Origin of the sequence: Blastopirellula sediminis (assembly GCF_020966755.1) — a bacterium.
Taxonomy (GTDB): Bacteria; Planctomycetota; Planctomycetia; order Pirellulales; family Pirellulaceae; genus Blastopirellula; species Blastopirellula sediminis.
The window spans coordinates 1,057,070-1,076,043 of sequence record NZ_JAJKFT010000004.1 but is presented as its reverse complement, the minus strand read 5'-3'; the positions used below and the strand labels follow the sequence as shown (position 1 = coordinate 1,076,043).

The 18,974-nt window shown below is 59.2% G+C and carries 15 protein-coding genes and 1 tRNA gene; 10 read left to right on the top strand and 6 right to left on the bottom strand.

Annotated elements, in window-relative coordinates; all coding sequences use genetic code 11:
• Positions 1–10 precede the first annotated feature (10 nt).
• The 5 genes from LOC68_RS08110 (at position 11) to LOC68_RS08090 (ending at position 4,115) form a co-directional block, all read left to right on the top strand.
• The gene (locus LOC68_RS08110) at positions 11–730 is read left to right on the top strand and encodes a hypothetical protein (protein WP_230217549.1); all 720 of its coding nucleotides are present in this window, start codon (positions 11–13) and stop codon (positions 728–730) included.
• Between the two features lie 62 nt (positions 731–792).
• On the top strand, positions 793–1,602 hold the full coding sequence (locus LOC68_RS08105) for a PspA/IM30 family protein (protein WP_230217547.1): 810 nt from the start codon (positions 793–795) through the stop codon (positions 1,600–1,602).
• A gap of 49 nt (positions 1,603–1,651) precedes the next feature.
• On the top strand, positions 1,652–2,722 hold the full coding sequence (locus tag LOC68_RS08100) for a hypothetical protein (RefSeq protein ID WP_230217545.1): 1,071 nt from the start codon (positions 1,652–1,654) through the stop codon (positions 2,720–2,722).
• 194 nt (positions 2,723–2,916) lie between these two features.
• Positions 2,917–3,627 carry an ABC transporter permease gene (locus tag LOC68_RS08095; protein ID WP_230217543.1) on the top strand — a complete coding sequence of 237 codons (711 nt, stop codon included), beginning with the start codon at positions 2,917–2,919 and terminating at the stop codon, positions 3,625–3,627.
• A 32-nt stretch (positions 3,628–3,659) separates the two neighbouring features.
• Positions 3,660–4,115: a hypothetical protein gene (locus tag LOC68_RS08090; RefSeq protein ID WP_230217541.1), complete on the top strand. Its 456-nt coding sequence runs from the start codon at positions 3,660–3,662 to the stop codon at positions 4,113–4,115.
• A gap of 104 nt (positions 4,116–4,219) precedes the next feature.
• On the opposite strand, the gene LOC68_RS08085 is transcribed toward LOC68_RS08090, so the two are convergent.
• Positions 4,220–4,292: transfer RNA gene (locus LOC68_RS08085), tRNA-Ala, on the bottom strand.
• Between the two features lie 131 nt (positions 4,293–4,423).
• A complete protein-coding gene (locus LOC68_RS08080; RefSeq protein WP_230217539.1) occupies positions 4,424–5,833 on the bottom strand; it encodes an ABC transporter substrate-binding protein in 1,410 nt (469 codons plus the stop codon).
• A gap of 243 nt (positions 5,834–6,076) precedes the next feature.
• On the opposite strand from LOC68_RS08080, the gene xylB reads away from it, so the two are divergent.
• Both xylB and LOC68_RS08070 read left to right on the top strand, forming a co-directional pair.
• The gene (gene xylB / locus LOC68_RS08075) at positions 6,077–7,603 is read left to right on the top strand and encodes a xylulokinase (RefSeq protein WP_230217538.1); all 1,527 of its coding nucleotides are present in this window, start codon (positions 6,077–6,079) and stop codon (positions 7,601–7,603) included.
• Between the two features lie 30 nt (positions 7,604–7,633).
• Complete coding sequence (locus LOC68_RS08070) at positions 7,634–8,593, top strand: ornithine cyclodeaminase family protein (protein WP_230217537.1); 960 nt, start codon at positions 7,634–7,636, stop codon at positions 8,591–8,593.
• Here the strand turns inward: LOC68_RS08070 and LOC68_RS08065 are convergent.
• Positions 8,582–10,087 (bottom strand): LysM peptidoglycan-binding domain-containing protein, encoded by a 1,506-nt coding sequence (locus tag LOC68_RS08065; protein ID WP_230217536.1) that lies wholly within the window; start codon positions 10,085–10,087, stop codon positions 8,582–8,584. The genes LOC68_RS08070 and LOC68_RS08065 overlap by 12 nt on opposite strands.
• A 284-nt stretch (positions 10,088–10,371) precedes the next feature.
• Between LOC68_RS08065 and LOC68_RS08060 the strand changes: the two genes are divergently transcribed.
• Both LOC68_RS08060 and LOC68_RS08055 read left to right on the top strand, forming a co-directional pair.
• Positions 10,372–12,198 (top strand): vWA domain-containing protein, encoded by a 1,827-nt coding sequence (locus LOC68_RS08060; protein WP_230217534.1) that lies wholly within the window; start codon positions 10,372–10,374, stop codon positions 12,196–12,198.
• A 280-nt stretch (positions 12,199–12,478) separates the two neighbouring features.
• Positions 12,479–14,434: a vWA domain-containing protein gene (locus LOC68_RS08055; protein ID WP_230217532.1), complete on the top strand. Its 1,956-nt coding sequence runs from the start codon at positions 12,479–12,481 to the stop codon at positions 14,432–14,434.
• Here LOC68_RS08055 and LOC68_RS08050 read toward each other — a convergent pair.
• On the bottom strand, positions 14,431–15,819 hold the full coding sequence (locus LOC68_RS08050) for a sulfatase family protein (protein ID WP_230217530.1): 1,389 nt from the start codon (positions 15,817–15,819) through the stop codon (positions 14,431–14,433). The genes LOC68_RS08055 and LOC68_RS08050 overlap by 4 nt on opposite strands.
• A gap of 121 nt (positions 15,820–15,940) precedes the next feature.
• Between LOC68_RS08050 and LOC68_RS08045 the strand changes: the two genes are divergently transcribed.
• Complete coding sequence (locus LOC68_RS08045; protein ID WP_230217528.1) at positions 15,941–17,836, top strand: ATP-binding cassette domain-containing protein; 1,896 nt, start codon at positions 15,941–15,943, stop codon at positions 17,834–17,836.
• 1 nt (position 17,837) lies between these two features.
• On the opposite strand, the gene LOC68_RS08040 is transcribed toward LOC68_RS08045, so the two are convergent.
• Together LOC68_RS08040 and LOC68_RS08035 are read right to left on the bottom strand one after the other, a co-directional pair.
• Complete coding sequence (locus LOC68_RS08040) at positions 17,838–18,428, bottom strand: cytochrome c oxidase subunit 3 (protein ID WP_230217526.1); 591 nt, start codon at positions 18,426–18,428, stop codon at positions 17,838–17,840.
• A gap of 156 nt (positions 18,429–18,584) precedes the next feature.
• A complete protein-coding gene (locus LOC68_RS08035; protein WP_230217524.1) occupies positions 18,585–18,965 on the bottom strand; it encodes a cytochrome C oxidase subunit IV family protein in 381 nt (126 codons plus the stop codon).
• Positions 18,966–18,974 lie beyond the last annotated feature (9 nt).

Sequence of the window (18,974 nt, the reverse complement as noted above, 5' to 3'; positions counted from 1 at the left end):
ACTTGGGCCCATGGACGAACTTAAGAAAAAGGTGTTGCTTGATCTCTTCGTCTCGCCGTGGACCATCGTGCCGATTGTCGGCGGTTTGAGCGCATGGCTGATTTCATGGGGCGTCGACGGAAATACAACGTTAAACTTACTAGGATTGGTCGGCGTGTTGACCGGCGTCGGGATTCAAGCTTCTCGGCTGATTTTCGGCCTTGAGGAGCTGACGCAAAAGGCGTACGGATACCTGACCGAGCAACAACGCCGCGAACGAGAAGCGAGGCTGGACGAACTTTCCCGCAGACTCGAACAAGATGAGGATCCTCGCAGCGAAGAGTGTTTGATGAAATTGCGAACGCTCTACGCGTCGCTTGAATCCGAAACGAATCCGCGCGGGACCGCCTACGCGTTTCGCGAGCAGGTCGACGCCCTGTTTTACGCGGCGATCCGACAACTGGAACGATCGCTGGAACTTTGGGAGAAGGCGAACCGCTTGCCGCACGGCGCAGGTCGGCCCCTGTTGACCGAGCGTCAAAAGGCGGTCGACGAGGTGGTCGAAACGGTCGAACACCTGGCCAGCACCGTTCAGCAGTATCATTCCTTCCGACTGAAGGATGACGATCACGAATTGTCGAAACTGCGTCAAGAATTGGACCGAACGATGGAAGTCGCTCGTCGAGCCGAGCAGGTCATGGATTCGATCGACGCGCCTCCGGACCATGATGAAGCGAAATACGAACGTTAGACGAACCGAGATATTGACCACCTAGTAAAACGAACCGCATTTTTCCGAAGCGAGGTTTCTGTATGTTCAAGGCAGTCGGCAAGTACGTACGTGCGGTATGGTACCTGGTCACGTTTCGCATCGACAAAGCGAGCGAAACGCTGCGCATGAACCCCGGCGTGATCTCCGCCAATTACGATCGCATCATTGATGAGAAGCGGAGCCGCATCAACCAATACAAAGACGCGATCAGCGCTATGATCGCTCAGGAAGAGAACAAGAAAAACAAGCTCAAAACGCTTACGGAAGAGGTCGAGCACCTGGAAAAACTGAAGGCCGGAGCCGCCGCCAAGGCGCGCCAAGTCGCCGCCAAGTACAGCGGCGATGCGGAAGCGACCCGCAACGACCCCGAATACCAAAAGTGCCAGACGGCGTTTCGCGACTTCAGCAGCACATTGACCGAGAAACAGGCCCGCATCGCCGAAATCGAAGCCGACCTGGAGCAACTGATGCAAAACGTCAACGGCCACAAGCTGCAAATCCAAACGCAACTTCGCGATCTGGAGAAGCTCGCGGAGGAGAAGCACGACGCCGTGGCGACCGTCCTCTCGGCCCGCGAAGAGCAGCAAATCGCCGACCTGATGACCGGGCTCTCCGAAGATCGCACCAGCGAAGAGCTGCGTGAGCTGCGCGAACTGCGTCAGAAGGCTTCGGCCAAGGCCCGGGTCAGTCGCGAACTGGCCGGCCTCGACACCAAACAGGCGGAAGCGGAGTTTTTGGAATTCGCGGTCAACAGCCAGGCCAACGACGAGTTCGACGCGTTGATCGGCTTGACCGAAACCAAGGAAACCGACGACAACGGCCCGGAAGCGACAAGAATTCCGGAGGCGTAACGAATAGCTTGGCGGACGCATATTCATGTCTACAGAAAGGAAGTCACCCGTGAGAGTTTTCAAACTAGTTTCCTGCGTAACGCTGCTGGCGATCGCCGTCGGCTGCAACACGACCAAAAAAGACGTCGGTGGCGGCGGTTCGGAAGAGACGCCGGTCTTCAGCCTGGCCTGGAGCGAATATCCGAGCTGGTCGGTCTTCGGCGTCGCTCACGAAAAAGGCTTGCTCAACAAAGACGAAGGCGCCCTTGGCGAACTTGAAAAGAAATGGGGCGTCGACATCGTCTTGGTTCAGGCCGACTACGATTCGTGCCTCAGCCAATACGGCAACTCGACCGTCGATGCAGTCTGCATGACCAACATGGACAGCTTGGCCCCAGCCTCGGGCCGCGATTCAGTCGCCATCTTGCCGACCTCAACCAGCGTTGGCGCGGACGCCTGCATCACGGTTGGCGTCGACTCGATCGACGCGCTCAAAGGCGTTCCGACCTACGGACTCGAAAAGTCGGTTTCGCAATACGCGTTTGAACGCTGCCTGGAACTTGAAGGCGCCAAGCCGGCCGATTTCGAGTTCAAGAACATGGATCCCGGCGTCGCCGCTCAAGCGATGCAGTCGGGGGACGCCAGCGTGAAGTCGATCATGGTCTGGAACCCCTTCGTGCTGCAAACGCTGCGTGATCGCGAAGGCTCGAAGCGATTGTTCGACTCGCGGAAGATTCCGGAAGAAATCATCGACATGGTCGTCGTCAGCAAGTCGAGCCTGGCCAAGCCGGGCGGAGACAAGTTCGCCGCTGCGGTGATCGACGCCTTCTACGCCGTCAACAAGATGCTGGCCGACGAGTCGCAGCGCGACGCCACGCTCAAGGCGCTCGGCGAGAAGTTCTCGAGCCTTGGCGTCGAGGACATGGAAGTCGTCGTCGAAGAGACCAAGATGTACGCGACTCCGGAAGCAGGCGTCGGCTTGTTTGAAAACAAGGAGTTCCAGGAAAAGACGATGCCGCACGTTGTTGAATTTTGCGTGTCGCACGACATCGTCGCGGAGAAACCGACTGTTGGTTTCGGCGAAGCGGACAAACAGCTCAACTTCGACGCGTCGTATATGAAGAAGATCGAGTCCAAGTAGTCGCTTGGCTCCATCTTGATTTAAACCAGTCGCGGATAAGGCACGAAGCGTCGCTTCGTGCCTTCGCGCGTTTCGACATCCCGCTTGCCTGTCACCGTGAGACGCCCCGAATGATTCGCCGGCCCATAAGCAACCGGAACCGCCTCTTGCTGGGAGTCGCCAGCTTCTTTCTGCTGCTTGTCGCGTATTCTTGGATGTCGCATCGCGCGCATGTCGAGAATCCCCGCAACAAGACGATCCCCAATTTCTCGCAGTTCCAAGAAGGTTGGCGCAATATTTGGACCGGCGAAAATGGAATCAACCTCTGGGCCGACGTGAAAGCTTCGTCCGCTCGGCTCGCCATGGGCGTCGGCGTCGGCGTATTGGCGGCCTTCGTCATCGGCCTGGCGATGGGCTGCTTTCCCATCGTCGAAGCGATTCTGATGCCGCCGATCTCCTTCTTCGCCAAGATTCCGCCTACCGCAATGTTGGCGGTCTATTTCGTGTTCTTCGGCGTCACGGGGATGCAGATCTTCGTGGCGCTGATCGCGTTCGGCATCTTTCCAACCTTGGCCCAAGCGATCGCCCAAGCCGCCCAGAAAGATGTCGACGATCACACGCTCTACAAGTCGTACACGCTGGGGGCGACCGATTTTGAAGTGGTCTGGGAAGTGGTGATTCGCCAGATCCTCCCCCGTATTATTGAGAACGCCCGACTGCAAATCGGCCCGGCGATGGTCTTCCTGGTCGCAGCTGAATTCGCTCTGGCGGACCAGGGGTTCGGCTACACCCTCCGCATGCAGTCGCGTCTGCAAAACATGAACATCGTCTACACCTACCTCGCCCTGCTCGGCGTCACCGGGCTGACGCTTGATTGGCTGCTGATCCAACTGCGACGAAGAACGTGCCCTTGGTTTGGCGACTAACGCCCGGAACGGCCCTAGTTAAGAATCGCGAGATGCCGACGCACAAGTTCTTGTTATTGCCCGAAAATGAAGGGGACTACGCCGCCTACGCGCAGCATGTCAGCGACCCACGAGCCCTCAAAGTCTCGGACGACCTCATCCGCTACATGCTCGATACGCTGAACTGGATTCCCTCCATCAACCCGGCGAATCAAGCTGCCTGGAACGGCTACGGGCTCAACTACTATGGCCCGACCGTCATCAACAAAACAGGCGCCCCCAAAGCGGCGCGCATCTTTCTGATGTGGGGTTCGCTATTTCAAGAAGGGCCAGACAAAATTGAGCTGACCGGCAGCTACCAGTGGCTCGAAGGCGCCCCGGAATCATCCGGTCAGTACGAAAAGATCACGATGCCGAGGGAGTCCATTGCGAAAACGATCCTCGATCTCGCCGAACTCGCCGAAGGGGCCATCTCTGGCGAGTTTTACCTACTGCATGTCGGGATTTGAGCGTGTCGATCCGAATCGGCTTTCGCTCGATCAAGTTCCCCCCATCCGAACCCAAGAAACGCAAAAAGCCTTTCGTAACAAGCAGTTACGAAAGGCTTTAAAAGTGGAGCTGATGAGATTCGAACTCACGACCTCTGCATTGCGAACGCAGCGCTCTCCCAGCTGAGCTACAGCCCCAAATTGGATTGTCGGATTTTAGTGGGTCGCCAAGTGGCTGTCTAGGTCCCACATCGGCTAGACGCCCCTTCCAGCTTTTCGGTTCGCGCCGCGGCTCGCACAAAGCGTAAGGGCCGCAAAATCGACCTCCATCAGCGGCCCAGGCTGGCGCTGTTCGCCTTGATTTGGGCAGGGCGGCCGATCTTGTCGGTGATATCGTTCCACTCCTGGGCGGTCTTCTGGAGCGTCTCCTGCGGGGTTGCGTCGCTTTCCAGGATCTTCCCGACGGCGACGTCCAGTGCCGCCAGGTACTGCTCGACGCCCGGGAGGTTCAAATTGATCGCTTCGCTCGAGCTGAGGGTCAACGCAACCGCTTCGCCATAGGTGCTGGCTCCCTCGGAGGTCAGCCGCGGATCGATCCACTGGGTGATCCCGCCGACGTTCGTATTGCGATAGACGGTGGTCGCCTCACTAGCGGGGGAAACCTGGACCGCCGAGTCAGAGGCCGACAGCAGAATCAGTCCCAGCGCCGCATCGCGAGCGCTACGGCTGCTGCGTGATACCGAGCCGATCCGTCCGCTGATCGTCAGAAAGGGAACTTCGGCCGGGCGACCGCCGCGACGCTCCTCCCAGGTCTCGGTCAGTTCGTTCCAATACTTCGCAGAGCCAGGGAGCGGCGCGAAGTCCGGCGTGAATTCCAGCTTCGCTTCGTTCTCTTGCGACTTCAGCGAGAGCCAACCGATCGCCATCGCCGATTTGCCGGCCAGAAACTGCCGCCCTACTTCGGCCGGCGATAACGCTTGCAGGTCGGCAGGAATCGTTTCCGCAACCGCCTTCAACTCCTCCGCTCCTTTGACGAACGACTGCTGACCAATCAGCGCGTCTGCAGAACTGAGCCCAAACAAGACGGCGTAGTTGCTTGGGTTCTTCGCGTAGGCGGCGGAGCGGGCGAGAAACAACTTGCTCCGCCACTGGGCGGCCAAGGGCTCCAGCGTCGCTGAGACGAACTTCGGCGCGTCGCCGGTGCAGAACTCGCTGCTCGCGATTCGATCGACGGCCGATTGATATTCGACCCAGGTCGTCGGCACTTCCAGTTCCAGCTTTTCAAAAACTTCCGGACGATACATCAAGACCAACGTCTGCGAACCAAACGGAACGCCGTACGTTTTGCCGCCCCAATCGAGTTCCATCCGCCGGACCGCCGGAAAGATGTCGTTCAAGTCGAGCGCCTCGTTGTCTTGCAGACTCTCCGGCAGCGGCTCGATCCACTCACGCGCGATCAACTCTCCGAGCAACTGCGGCGGATAGATCACTGCGTCGGCGTCGACCTTCTCCCCTTTTAGCAACTCAGCGGCGGTCGACTTCGTCAGTTCGAGCGGACGCTCTTCGCGAGCTTGCCATTCGCGTTCGATTGCGTCGGCCAGCTGCGGATCATCCAGTACCAGCAGTTTGAACGGACCGGACGGGCGTTTTTCTTCCACTACCGGCGGCTTCGGCTGCGGACAACCTAGCGTGAAAACTAAGGTGATCAGAGATAATGCGAAACAGCAATAGCGACTCATGAGGCGGCGCATCGGATAAGAGAGACGAGCAGGGATAGTCCAGAAAGCATCGTAGTCGGCCAATTCGCCGCGGGTCAAAGGGTCTGATTCGCTGCGAAGCGGCCGCGAGTCTAATTTTCGGCGAACTTCACGAAAAAGAAAACTTTCCGGCGCCGTTGGTGGCAGAAGAAAAATGAGCCACAATAGGCGATTCGCACAACCCCTTATCGCTGATTCGCTACGCCCCGCACCTAAGGAATCCCCGTGAGCATCTATCTGGGAATTGATATCGGCACCTCCGGCACCAAGACCATCGCTATCCGCGAAGGAGGTGAAATCCTCGCCGAGTCGAGCGCGACCTATCCGCTGCATCACCCCAAACCGATGTGGAGCGAACAAGACCCGGATGATTGGTGGAACGCCGTGGTGAAGACGGTGCGGCGCGTCGTCAAAGAAGCGAAGGCTCGCCCCGGCGACGTCAAAGCGATCGGCCTGTCAGGTCAGATGCATGGTTCGGTCTTCCTCGACAAGGAAGATAAGGTGATCCGCCCTGCCCTGCTCTGGAACGACCAGCGAACCGTCGCCGAATGCGCCGAGATCGAAGAGCGCGCCGGCGGTCGATCGAAGTTGATCAAGATGGTCGCCAACCCGGCGCTGACCGGCTTCACCGCGCCGAAGATCTTGTGGCTCCGCAACAACGAGCCGCGCAACTTCGCTCGCTTGGCGAAAGTACTGTTGCCGAAAGACGAAATCCGTCGCCGCTTGACCGGCGAGTACGCGACCGAAGTGAGCGACGCGAGCGGGATGTTGCTGTTGGACGTCGCGAAGCGCGACTGGTCGAAGCAACTACTCTCGAAGCTGGAACTCGATGAGTCGTTGCTCGGTAAGGTGTACGAGTCGGAAGAAGTGACCGGCAAGTTGACCGCCGATGCGGCGAAGTTGCTCGGCTTGACCACCGACTGCGTGGTGGTCGGCGGCGCCGGCGACTGCGCGGCGAACGCGGTCGGCAACGGCGTCGTCAAACAAGGCGTCCTCGCCAGTTCGCTCGGCACCTCTGGCGTGATGTTCGTCCACAGCGATGAAGTTGCGATCGATCCGGAAGGTCGCCTCCATACCTTCTGCCATGCGGTCCGCGGCAAGTGGCACATGATGGGGGTCACCCTCTGCGCCGCCGGGACGCTCGAATGGTTCGTGCAGCGTCTCTGCGCCGATCTGCGGAATGGTCGCGGCAAGCAAGATCCTTATACGATCCTGAACGCCGAAGCGGCTGATATCGCCCCCGGCAGCCAAGGACTTTTCACGCTTCCTTATCTGGCCGGCGAACGGACCCCGCACGCCGACCCGAACGCGCGCGGCTGCTTTATCGGTTTGACCCTTAGCCATACCCGCGGGCACATTACCCGCTCGATCATGGAAGGGGTCGCCTACTCGCTCCGCGACAGCTTGGAGATTATTTCCGACCTCGGCGTTCCGGTTCGTCAGATCCGCGCCGGAGGCGGCGGCGCCAAGAGCCCGCTCTGGCGACAGATCCAAGCCGACGTCTTCGGCAAGAAGGTGGTGACGATCAACGCCGAGCAAGGCCCGGCTTACGGGGTCGCTTTGCTGGCCGCGACCGGCGCCGGCGCCTACAAGAATATCCAGGAAGCGTGCGCTGCGACGATCCAGGTGGTCAGCGAAACCTCGGTCGATCGCAAGGCGGCGAAGATTTACAACGAGGCGTTTCCGGTATATCAAGGACTATATAAGTCGCTGAAAAATGACTTCCAGCGAATTTCGGCGTTGAGCCAATAAGCTCAGTCCAGCGCAGCGAAGGAGAGCCAGATGACGCCTCGTTTTTATCGCGAATCGGAAGTCTCACAGATTCTCGACATGACCACCGCGGTCGAAGTGGTCGACGAGTGTCTGAAACAACTTGCGATCGGCGGCGCCGAAAACGTGCCGCGTCATCGCTCTCGCACCTCGGGTTTCATTCTTCACTCGATGAGCGCGACGGCCGGCTACCTGAACGTCGCCGGCTGGAAAGAGTACGCCACGACCAAGAATGGCGCACGCTTTCATGTGGGGCTCTACGACTGTGAGAGCGGCCGCATGAAGGCGATCATCGAGGCCGATCGTCTCGGTCAAATGCGGACCGGCGCCGTGACCGGAGTTGCGGCTCGTTATCTGGCGCCATGCCCGATCACGCAGCTTGGCCTCTTTGGCACCGGTTGGCAGGCCGAAGCGCAGCTCGAAGCGATCAAGGCGGTCCACCCGCTGACGCGGGCCTTCGTCTATTCGCGGGACGAGTCGCGGCGGCAATCGTTCGCCGCGCGGATGAGCGAAGAGTTGAAAATCGAGATCATCCCGGTGCACGATCCGCGCGAAGCGGTCGAAGACCTGCCGCTGGTCATCACCGCGACCAGCGCCAAAGCGCCGGTGTTTGACGGCACGCTGCTGGCCGAAGGCGCCCTGGTCTGTGCGATGGGGAGCAACTGGCTGCAGAAGGCGGAGCTCGACGTCGACGCCATTCGTCTGGCCGACAACATCGTTTGCGACTCAATCGAAGCCTGCAAACTGGAAGCCGGCGATTTCGTCGTCGCCCAGGAGAAAGGGTACTTCGACTGGGACAAACCGGTCGAACTCGGCGCGGTGCTGGCCAACCTGGCGGTCGGTCGCAACAACAAAGATAGCGTTGTGATCTTCAAATCGGTCGGCTTGGCGATTGAAGACGTCGCCTTGGCCGAAAAATTCTATCAGCGAGCCGCGGCCAATCCGGGGCTCGGCATCTCGCTACCGTTTTGACGGATTCGGATTGGCCGGATCCTGCGGCTTCTCGGTCAGCTCCAAGCTCGGCGGTTCCGGCGCCTTGTTCAGCGCCGAGACGGCGACTTCCGATACCAGATGCGATTCCCAAGCGTCGCAGCGAACTTCGACCCGATAGATCTGGCGGCCGTAATCGTTCACCGTGGCGAGAATCTCCAGATCGACATGCCCGCGCGGAGCCAGCGTCATCGGGCGGAAGGCGGCCTGACCGACGGCCAGCTTTCCTTCGGCGCCTTCGATTTTGATCGGTTCGAGCCCTTCCGAGAAAAAGACGATCGCCGCAACGTCGGGCGCCGGCTTATCGCTCAGGTTGATGATCCGCAAACCGAAGGTCGCTCCATTGCCAACCGCGATCGGCTTCGACGGCGAAAAGACTTCGACTCGCAGCGCATCGGTCGGCGCGGTCGCTTCCAGCGAGAACTCTTCTTCCGGCGCGGCCATCTCGGCCGGGACCGGCGCTTCGGCCGAAACGACCTGAGCTTCCGTCATCGGCGGCTCAGCCGCAACCGCTTCGGCCTCGACCGGGCGAACGCCGGAAACGATCAGCGTCGTTTCGGCAGCCAGCAAAGCGGCGATTTGATTCCAAGGTTCAGCCGTCGCAGCGGCGGTGCTGTCGAAGATCGTTACGTCCGCCACTTGCAGCGTCGTCTTCTCTGCGTTGGCGGTGCGTTGCAGTTGGCTGCGGCCATTTTGCAGTTCGGCCGGCAATTGGTCCAAGGCGAAACGTCGCGCGAACCCATTGGCGGTCCAGAGCGTAAGCTCATTGCGATCCGCCTTCAGACGCAGTGTCAAAGGACCGTCGATCACCTTGAGTGCGTCGCCCGGTTCCAACTGCTCGCCAACTCCCAGTTCGTTGATCGCACAGAGGAACGTGAGGGGAAGTTGATGTTCTTTCGCAATTTGTTCGAGCGTGACGCCTGACTTGACCGTTACCGGCGGCAGCGCCAAGTGCTTGTGGGGAGCGAAGACGACTTTGTCGGCGAGCGGCTCAAGCGTCGCCAGCAACTTGGTCCGCTCGTCGTCGCTGAGGTCTTCCCGCTGCAAGGCGGTGGACAGCATCCGATAGGCGAGAAAGGGTTTGCCATCGGCAAGATTTTTCTCAGCCTCCGTTAACAGTTCGACAGTTGGCAGCGACTCCCAGCTTTCGGCGGCTTGCGTCTTACTGATCGCGCCGCTGGCCGCGGCAGGCGTTTCCATCTTCGGCTCGGTCGCCATCGGCGGCGCGATATCGGCCGGACTTGGCAACGAAATCTCCGGCGCCGGGCTGGTCGACAACACGATCGTCGGCTCGAGCGACGTCTTGTTGCTTCCCAGCGTCGTAAAAGACTGCGGCGCAAACAGGGGCGCTTCGTCCAGCGACGAGTCTAGCTGCGTCTGATTCGCCCCGGCGTAGTGCGTCAAATAGATCACGTAGCCCGAGTATCCGACGCAGGCGATCAGTACCAGAACAAACAGATTTCGAACAATTGACACTGCGGCCCACTCCGTTTTGCGTCGGTAACTTCCAATGCTGTCACCTCCATTACCAAATCGGCGCAGCTCGTTCTAGAGCAATTCGCTGGAACCAGTTGCTGGCAATTGGCGATTACTTTCGCTAGACTGGGCGAACGCAGGGGCCTATCCCCCCCGATAAACGGCCTTCCGCCGACGCTATTCCATGCAACCGTTCTCTTTGGATTGAGCCCATGACAAGAGAAGCCGCAACGGGATCGTTTAAAAGAACTTACGGCGAATTCGTTCGCGATAGCAGTTCGTTCATGGCGTCGCTCATCTTCCACCTGGCCCTCGTGATCCTGCTGGCGCTGCTAACGTTCGATTCTGCGCAGGACAAAGGGGTGCGGGAAATCATCTTGGACGAAGCGGCCGAGGAACCGCTGGAACGACTATTGGAGGAAGATCTGCACGAATTGACCGAGTTGGCGACCGAGATGACGGTCGCCAGCATGCCGGAAGCGGTCGCAGGATTAGCGGGCATGGCGCCAGCGTCACTCTCGGCGCCGCAGCTGCAAACGGAACTGCTGGACGGTCCCGACGCTCCCGAAGTCGCCTACGTCGACATTCAGTTGCTGACGCAACCCACGGAAACGCTGATGCGGGAACTGCCGGTCGGCACGCAAGGCGCCTCCAACGCCGTCGTGAGCGACTACAGCGAAGCGATGGATCGAATTGCGCAGGAATTGGTCTGGATGCTCGACAAGGGTGAGGTCGTCGTCCTATGGGTGTTCGACCAATCCGAAAGTATGAAGGACGACCAGGCGAAAATTCGCGAACGAATCGGACGCGTCTACGACGAACTGGGGATTGTCGGCGCTTCGAAAGAGGAAGCGTTGACCACAGCGATCGCCAGCTATGGCGCAAGCTTCGAATTGCATACGCCGACTCCTACCAGCGATCGCAAAGAAATTGACGCCGCCATCGCCAGCATTCCGATCGACGCGTCCGGCAAAGAGATGACCTTGCCGGCGATCATGGAAGTCATCGGACGTCACAAACGCTATGCCCAGACGGCCAAGCGAAAGATGGCGGTGATTCTGGTTTCGGACGAAAGCGGCGATCCCGACGGCAATCAGCAGTATCTCGAAGAGACGATTGAAGCGGCGAATATCGCGAAGTGCAGCGTCTACATCCTGGGACGCGAGGCGATGTTCGGCTATCCCTACTCCCATGTTCGCTGGGAAAATCCCCGCACCGGAGAGGTTCACTGGTTACCGATCAATCGCGGTCCCGAAACCGGCTTGATCGAACAATTGCAGACCGACGGGTTCGGAAAGCGGTACGACTCGCTGACCAGCGGCTATGGTCCCTACGAACAGGTTCGCCTGGCGAAGGAAACCGGCGGCATTTTCTTTATGCTTCCCGGTGAAGAAAAAAATCTCGTCGCGCTGAAAGACTTCAAATACGACGTCGAAGCGATGGAACCGTATCGCCCCGATCTCCGCCAGCGGAGCGACCTGATGCGCGAAGCGACGAAAGACCGCTTGCAAACCATCATGACCAAGGTGATCTACGACCTGAATCCGTACAACAAGGAGGTCGCCGACATCGTTCAAATCCGTCACCGCTATTCGATCGAATTCCCTAAGCTTGTCGAGCAGGTCAAGGTCGAACTGGGGGAGATGGGTCCCTACGTGAAGTACCTCGACCGCGCGATCGCCGAGGTCGAAAAGGCGAAACCGCTGCGAGACGCCTCTCCTTCTTACCGGCAACAAGCGAATTACGATTTGCTCCTCGCCCAGTTAATCGCCTATCGCGCTCGAGCGTACGAATATGGAGCGTATGCGACCGAGTTCATGAAAAAGGCGCCGGAGCAGCCCAAGATTCCTTCTTCCAAGCATGAATTTCGCGCCTGGGAACGCCATACGACCAAGAGATTGCTCGCCGAGGAGCAGACCGCCGAGGACGTCGCCCGCTCTTCCAAACTCCTCAAGGAAATCATGCAAGAATACGCAGGAACTCCTTGGGCGGAACGTGCGAAATGGGAACTCAATCGCGGCTTCGGTTGCACCTTTTCTCCCTGGATCTTTGATGGAACTCGGTTCCCGGACGCCAAGAACGCGCCGCCGATCAAGGTGCCGAAGCTGTAGTTCCGCTTCGGCAAAGGAGGAGAGAGTCTCCCCTCCCCGGCTCATCGAATCTTCTCCTTCTCTTGCGCATTTGCCGCGGTGGCGACAAAACGCTCCGTCGCGCATTCTTGGCGGCGTGCCTCCTCCACCCGGCGGATTCAGCCGTCTCGAATTCGGCGCAGCCCATTCCAGGGCAATTCGTTAGAAACAAACCTTTGGCGAAATCCCCATTTCGCCGTAAGATATTCAATGGTGGAGCTTTATATCCCCCTAGCAATCCCCCCACGCCTACTAGCAATTCATGTCTCAGGCCACTGCACCCATCCAAATGCCGGCTGACGCGCCGGCTCCGGAGATCCCTCCCCTTGAGGATGATCATGGGGCGACGAACGATCTGTTCCGGGGGAGCAGTTCCTTTTTGGCCTCGCTGATCTTTCATATGGTGCTGGTGATCTTCCTGGCGCTGCTGACGTTCGATCCGCCGAAGGACCGCGCCGCCCACGCCGTCATCCTGGATGACGTGGTCGAAGAGCCGCTCGAACGACCGCTCGAAGATGAGCTCGATGAGCTTGAGCATCTGGCGACCGAGATGTCGATCACGAAGATGCCGAGCGCAGTATCGGGCCTGGCAGGAATGGCTCCGGCGTCGCTTTCAGCGCCGCAGCTCGAAACGAAACTGCTGGAAGACATGATCGGGCCTCAGATTTCGCAGGTCGATCTGCAACTGATCAACAAGCCTAACGACTCGCTGATGAAAGAGTTGCCGGTCGGCACGCAAGGGGTCGCCAACGTCGTCGTCGGCGACTACAACGAAGCGATGGACCGGCTCACGCAAGAATTGGTCTGGATGCTCGACAAGGGAGAAGTCGTCGCCGTTTGGCTCTTCGACCAATCGGAGAGCATGAAAGACGACCAGGCCAAAATCCGTCAGCGCATCAAACGCGTTTATGACGAACTGGGAATTGTCGGCGTCGCCAAAGACGAAGCGCTCACGACCGGCGTCGCCAGCTATGGCGGCGGCTTTGAACTGCATACTCGCACGCCGACCAGCAATCGCGAAGACATCGACGCCGCGATCGCCGAAGTTCCGGTCGATCCCAGCGGCGAAGAGATGACCTGCCAGGCGATTATCGAAGCGGTCAATCGTCATCGCCGCTACGCCCAGATCGCCAAACGCCAGATGGCGATCATTCTGGTCACCGACGAGAGCGGCAATAGCGACAATAACCAGCGTTTTCTGGAAGACGCGATTCAAGCCTGCCGCCGCGCCGATGCCCGCGTTTATGTTCTCGGCCGCGAAGCGATGTTCGGCTATCCAGAAGCGAAGGTCCGCTGGGAAGATCCGCAGAACGGCAACATTCACTTGCTGCCGATCGATCGCGGTCCCGAAACGGCCTTGATCGAACAACTGCAGACCGACGGCTTCGGGATTCGCCGCGATGCGATGCCGAGCGGTTATGGTCCGTATGAGCAAGTTCGCCTTGCCCGCGAAACCGGCGGCATCTTCTTTATGCTCCCCGGCGAAGAGAAAAACATCAACGAGCTGAACGACCATCGTTACGACGTCGCCGCGATGGAGCCCTATCGCCCTGACCTGCGGCCGCGTCGCGATCAGGCCCGCGATGCGATGCAAGATCCGCTGCAAGGGGTAATCTCGAAGGTGATCTACGACCTCAATCCATATGAGGAGTCGGTCGCCAACGTCATCGAGATCCGCCGCTTCTTCTCTCCGAATTTTGATCAGCTATCGACGCAGGTTCGGATGGAACAAGCGAAGATGCTCACCTACATCGACTACCTCGACAAGGCGATCGCCGCGACCGAGAAGGCGCAGCCGCTGCGTGATGCGTCCCCTAGCGTTCGTCAGCAGGCGAACTTCGACCTGCTGTACGCTCAGCTACTCGCCTATCGCGTCCGTGCGTACGAGTATGGCGCGTACCTGACCGAGTTCGTCAAGAATCCGCCGCCGGTCCCCAATCCGCCGACGCCGAAACATGAATTCCGCGGCTGGGCCCTCGACACGGTTAATAAGCTGTCTGCCGAATCGATCACCCAGGGGGACATCGAACATTCCCGCGAACTGCTGAAGGAAATTATCGAAGAACATCCCGGCACCCCTTGGGCTTCGCGGGCCAAGTGGGAACTGGAGCGCGGCTTCGGCATCGCGCTCGTGCCGTCGTTCTTCGATACGACCCGATTCCCCCAGCGGCGAGGCAATGGTCCCGCCCCGCCGCCGACGCCGATCCCGAAGCTCTAGCTCGCTTTCTTCTTTTTCGCTTTGAACGCGTCCAACTGCTTGCCAGTGCGGCGGTCGAACTTGTCAGGCGTGAACTCTTGCGGGACCTCATCTTCGGTCCGGCTGGCCCACTCCTGGTATTCCTTCCGCATCGTCGCGAGCGTTTTCGCGTAGGCAGGATCGTCGACCAGGTTCTTCAGCTGGTACGGATCCTTCACCACGTCGTACAGTTCTTCCTGCGGACGCGGCGTCACCAGCGGCCCACGCTGATCGGCGGTCAGCTTCCCTTCCGCTTCCAGCTGCAACATCGTCTGGAAAGTCGGGCTGTTGACCGCGTCGGCCGGGGGCGATCCGCTAAGCTGCGGCAGCGCGTTGTAGATATAGAGAAACTCCTTCGAGCGGACGCTTCGTTCGAAGGCTTGGTAGTCGTGCCAGTTGTGCTCCGAGAAAACGTAGTCGCGAGTTTCCGCTTTCGGATCCTTCAAGATCGGCGCGAACGATTTGCCTTGGAAGGTGGGCGCCATCGGCAGCCCGGCCAATTGCAGGATCGTCGGCGCGATATCGACCGAACTGACCAGGCTGTCGGTCGTGGCGCCGGCTTTCACGACGGCGGGCCACTGGACGATGAACGGCGTCTTCACGCCGCTGTCGTAGATGGTCGTCTTACTGCGCGGGAAAGGACGACCGTTGTCCGACATGAAAATCACGAACGTGTTGTCGAGAACGTTCTGCTCTTTCAGCAGGGCCAGCACTTTGCCGACGTAGTCGTCAAGCCGCGAAATTTCGTCGTAGTACATCCCCAGGTCATCCCGGACCGGAGGCTGATCGGGCAGGAACGGCGGCACGACGATCTCGTCATGGCCGTGCGGCTTTTCGATCGTTCCTTCTTTGTAAGGCCGGTGAGCGTCGAACGAAGCGAACCAAAAGAAGAACGGCTGGTCCATAGGACGTTCGCGGAGCATAGTCTCCCAGTTTTCGCAGCCGCTCGGCCCGCCCCCCATGATTCGATCAAAATTCTTTTCGGCCGGTTTGCCGAGATGCCATTTGCCGGCCGCCCCGGTGTAGTAGCCGGCCTCTTTCAGCAATCCGGCGAAGACGACCTGCTCTTCCGGCAGCGGCATATGAAGCTCCGCTGCGCCGGTCGCGTGGGGATAACGCCCGGTCATGATGCTGCAGCGACTCGGGCTGCAGGAGCTGCAAGTCAAAAATGCGGCATCGAAACGCATTCCTGCCGCCGCCATCCGATCGAGATTGGGCGTTTTCACATGGGGATGACCGTAGGGGCTAACGTCATTCCACCCCACGTCATCTCCGATAATAATGATAAAATTAGGACGCTCGGCGACTGCCAGCGAAGCGCTGGTCACACACAACGCCGCAAGGAAAAGCGACAAAAACCGGGGCATGATTCGTCCTGTTTCGGTGGGTGGCGGGATACTCGGTAACGGTGGGCGAAGGCCCCTATTCTAGTCAACCGAGACGCGCACGATCAAATTGGGACGATTTTGAGATTTTCGAAGGACCGCAATGGCGTTAATTTCTGTTCGAGACGTTTCGATCTCCTTTCACACCGCGCCCCTGTTGGATCAGGCCAATCTACAGATTGAGCCGGGCGAGCGAATCTGTCTGGTAGGTCGCAACGGAACCGGTAAATCGACGCTGCTGCGGATGCTGGCCGGCGAGCAGCCGACCGATGCGGGCGAAGTGATCGTCGGGCCCGAGGTCCGGGTCGCCACGCTGTCGCAAACCGCCACCGCCGGCGAGGACCAATCGGTTTACGACCTGGTCACCGCCGGTCTGGGGGAAATGGGGGAGACGCTCGCCGAGTACCACCACCTGACCCAGCGGATCGCCCAGGGGGCGACCGACGAAGAGATCCAGCGGCTCGATCAGCTGCAGCACAAGCTTGACATGGAAGATGGCTGGAACCAGCACCAATGGGTCGAGCAGGCGATTTCGTCGACCAAGCTGGATGGGGACGCCAATTTCGCGAAACTGTCAGTCGGCAAGAAACGCCGAGCGTTGTTCGCCCAGGCGCTCGCCAGCAAGCCGCATGTCCTGCTGCTCGACGAACCGACGAACCACCTCGACATCGAATCGATCCTCTGGCTCGAAGACTTCCTGCTGTCGTTCGACGGAACAATCGTCTTCGTCACCCACGACCGCACCTTCGCCCAGAAGCTCGCGACCCGCGTCGTCGATATCGATCGCGGCAAGCTAACCAGCTGGGCCTGCGGCTTCGACGACTACGTCGTCCGCAAAGAAGCGGCCCTGGAAGCGGAAGAAAAGCAGAACGCGCTGTTCGATAAGAAGCTGGCGATTGAAGAGGCCTGGATCCGCCAAGGGATTAAGGCTCGCCGCACTCGCAACGAAGGTCGCGTCCGGGCCCTCAAAAAGCTGCGTGAGGAATACCAAAGCCGCCGCTCGCGGGTCGGCACGGTCAAGTTCGACGTTCAGCAGGCCGAACGTTCGGGGCAGATGGTCGTGCGAGCCGAGAACATCAGCCACTCATTCGGCGACCTGGTGATCTGCCGCGATTTTTCGACCACGATCATGCGTGGCGACAAGATCGGCGTTCTGGGGCCCAACGGCGTCGGCAAGACGACGCTGCTGCGAATCTTGCTGGGCGAGTTGAAGCCTGACTCCGGCGACGTCACCGTCGGCAGCAAGGTCGAAATCGCCTACTTCGATCAGTTGCATGCCGCGCTCAACGAAGAGCAGACGCTGCGCGAGAACATCGGCGAAGAGAACGAATTCATCAATATCAACGGCAAATCGCGGCACGTGATCGGCTATTTGCAGGAGTTCCTGTTTACGCCGGAACAATCGAACCGCCCGATCAAGCATCTCTCTGGCGGAGAGCGCAATCGCTTGCTGCTCGCCCGATTGTTCGCCAAGCCGTCGAACCTGCTAATTCTCGACGAACCGACGAACGACCTCGACGCCGATACGCTTGAACTGCTGGAAGACCTGGTGGTCAATTACGCCGGGACGTTGATCGTGGTGAGCCACGATCGTAGCTTCCTCAACAATGTCGTCACGTCGACGATCGCCTTTGAAGGAAACGGAGTCGTCAAACAATACGCCGGCGGTTACGACGATTGGCTCGCCCAGCGGAAACGGGCCGAAGAGGACGCCAAAGCGGCGGCCAAGCCGGTCGCCAAAGAGCTGGACAAGAAAGAGGCCGGCCGCGTCCGCAAGCTGACCAACAAAGAGCAGCAAGAGCTGAAGACGCTGCCGGGCAAAATCGAAGCGCTCGAAGCGGAACAAGCCGAGCTGCAAGAGAAGATGGCCGATCCGACCTTCTATCAAAAGTCGCCCGAAGAGATCAAAAAGATCACGACGCGGTTAGACGCGATCGGCGACGAAGTTCTCGCCGCGATGGAGCGATGGGAAGATCTGGAAACGATCGCCGGCGGCTAGACTAACCAGTCACGGCGAAGACGATCAGCATCACGACCCAGACGGCGTCGAGAAAATGCCAGTAGTCGGCGCAGATCGAAACGCCGACGTAGTTCTCGTGATCGTAACCGTCACGGTTGGCCCGATTGGTCACCACCGCCAATGTCGTCAGACCGCCGATCACATGTAGCGCGTGAACGAGAACCAGGAAGAACATCAGGCCATACATCTTGATGTCGCCGCCGCTCGCATCATGCTCCGCTAACAGGCGGCGCAGACCGAGCGACTGAAAGACCAGGAACACCAGCGCCATTCCGCCGGCGATAAACAACCAGCGGCGAAACCAAGTCTGCTTCTCGAAACGAACCGCGCCCACCGCGCGATGCAACGAGTAGCCGACGCCGAACATGAAGACGGTACTGACCCACAAGCTGACGGGGACGCCGTTTAACGAAACTGCTCGGTCAGCCGAATCGGAAAACCGAATCAGCAAGTAACCGATCAGACTGGCCGCAAAAAAGACGGTCAGCGTCGCGATGAAGAGGAAGAATCCCAGCCGGAGTTGATAAATGTCACGGCGCATCGGCAGGACCGAGAGGGAATCTTTGATCACCGGCGGACTCCTGAAAGGGACGACTCACGCCCGCAACAAGGATTAAGCCGCCCCAAATCCAGGGCATCTGAAAAATGGGAGGACGCAGCCCGCAATCCGCGTCGCCGAAGCGCTAGTGCAAATCGGCGTTTCGCAGGCGGGCGACTAAGCCCGCAATTACGGGTTGGGATTGGCCATCGCTTCCAACTTGGCGTTGTGAAGCGCTTCGACCTGAGGCTCATATTCCTGCGTGTCTTTCAGCGTAATGATGAGAAACAGCGCGACGAAGCCCAGCGAGAAGACGAACGACAGGGTGATGAACGGCTTTTCATACCGCAAGTGCATGAAGTAGATCCCCACCAGCGACGCCTTGACGGTGGCGATTCCCAAGGCGACCCAGATGTCGATCCAGCCAAAGTCGATTTCATAAATCGCCACGGTCAGCGCCGTCAGCGCCAACAGGGCGACGAAGGTGCCGATCAACGTGCTCATCGGCATCACGTGGGCGATGCCGTGGTCGTCGTGCGAATGGTCCGTATGTTGTGCGTGATCGCTCATCGCGTCGAT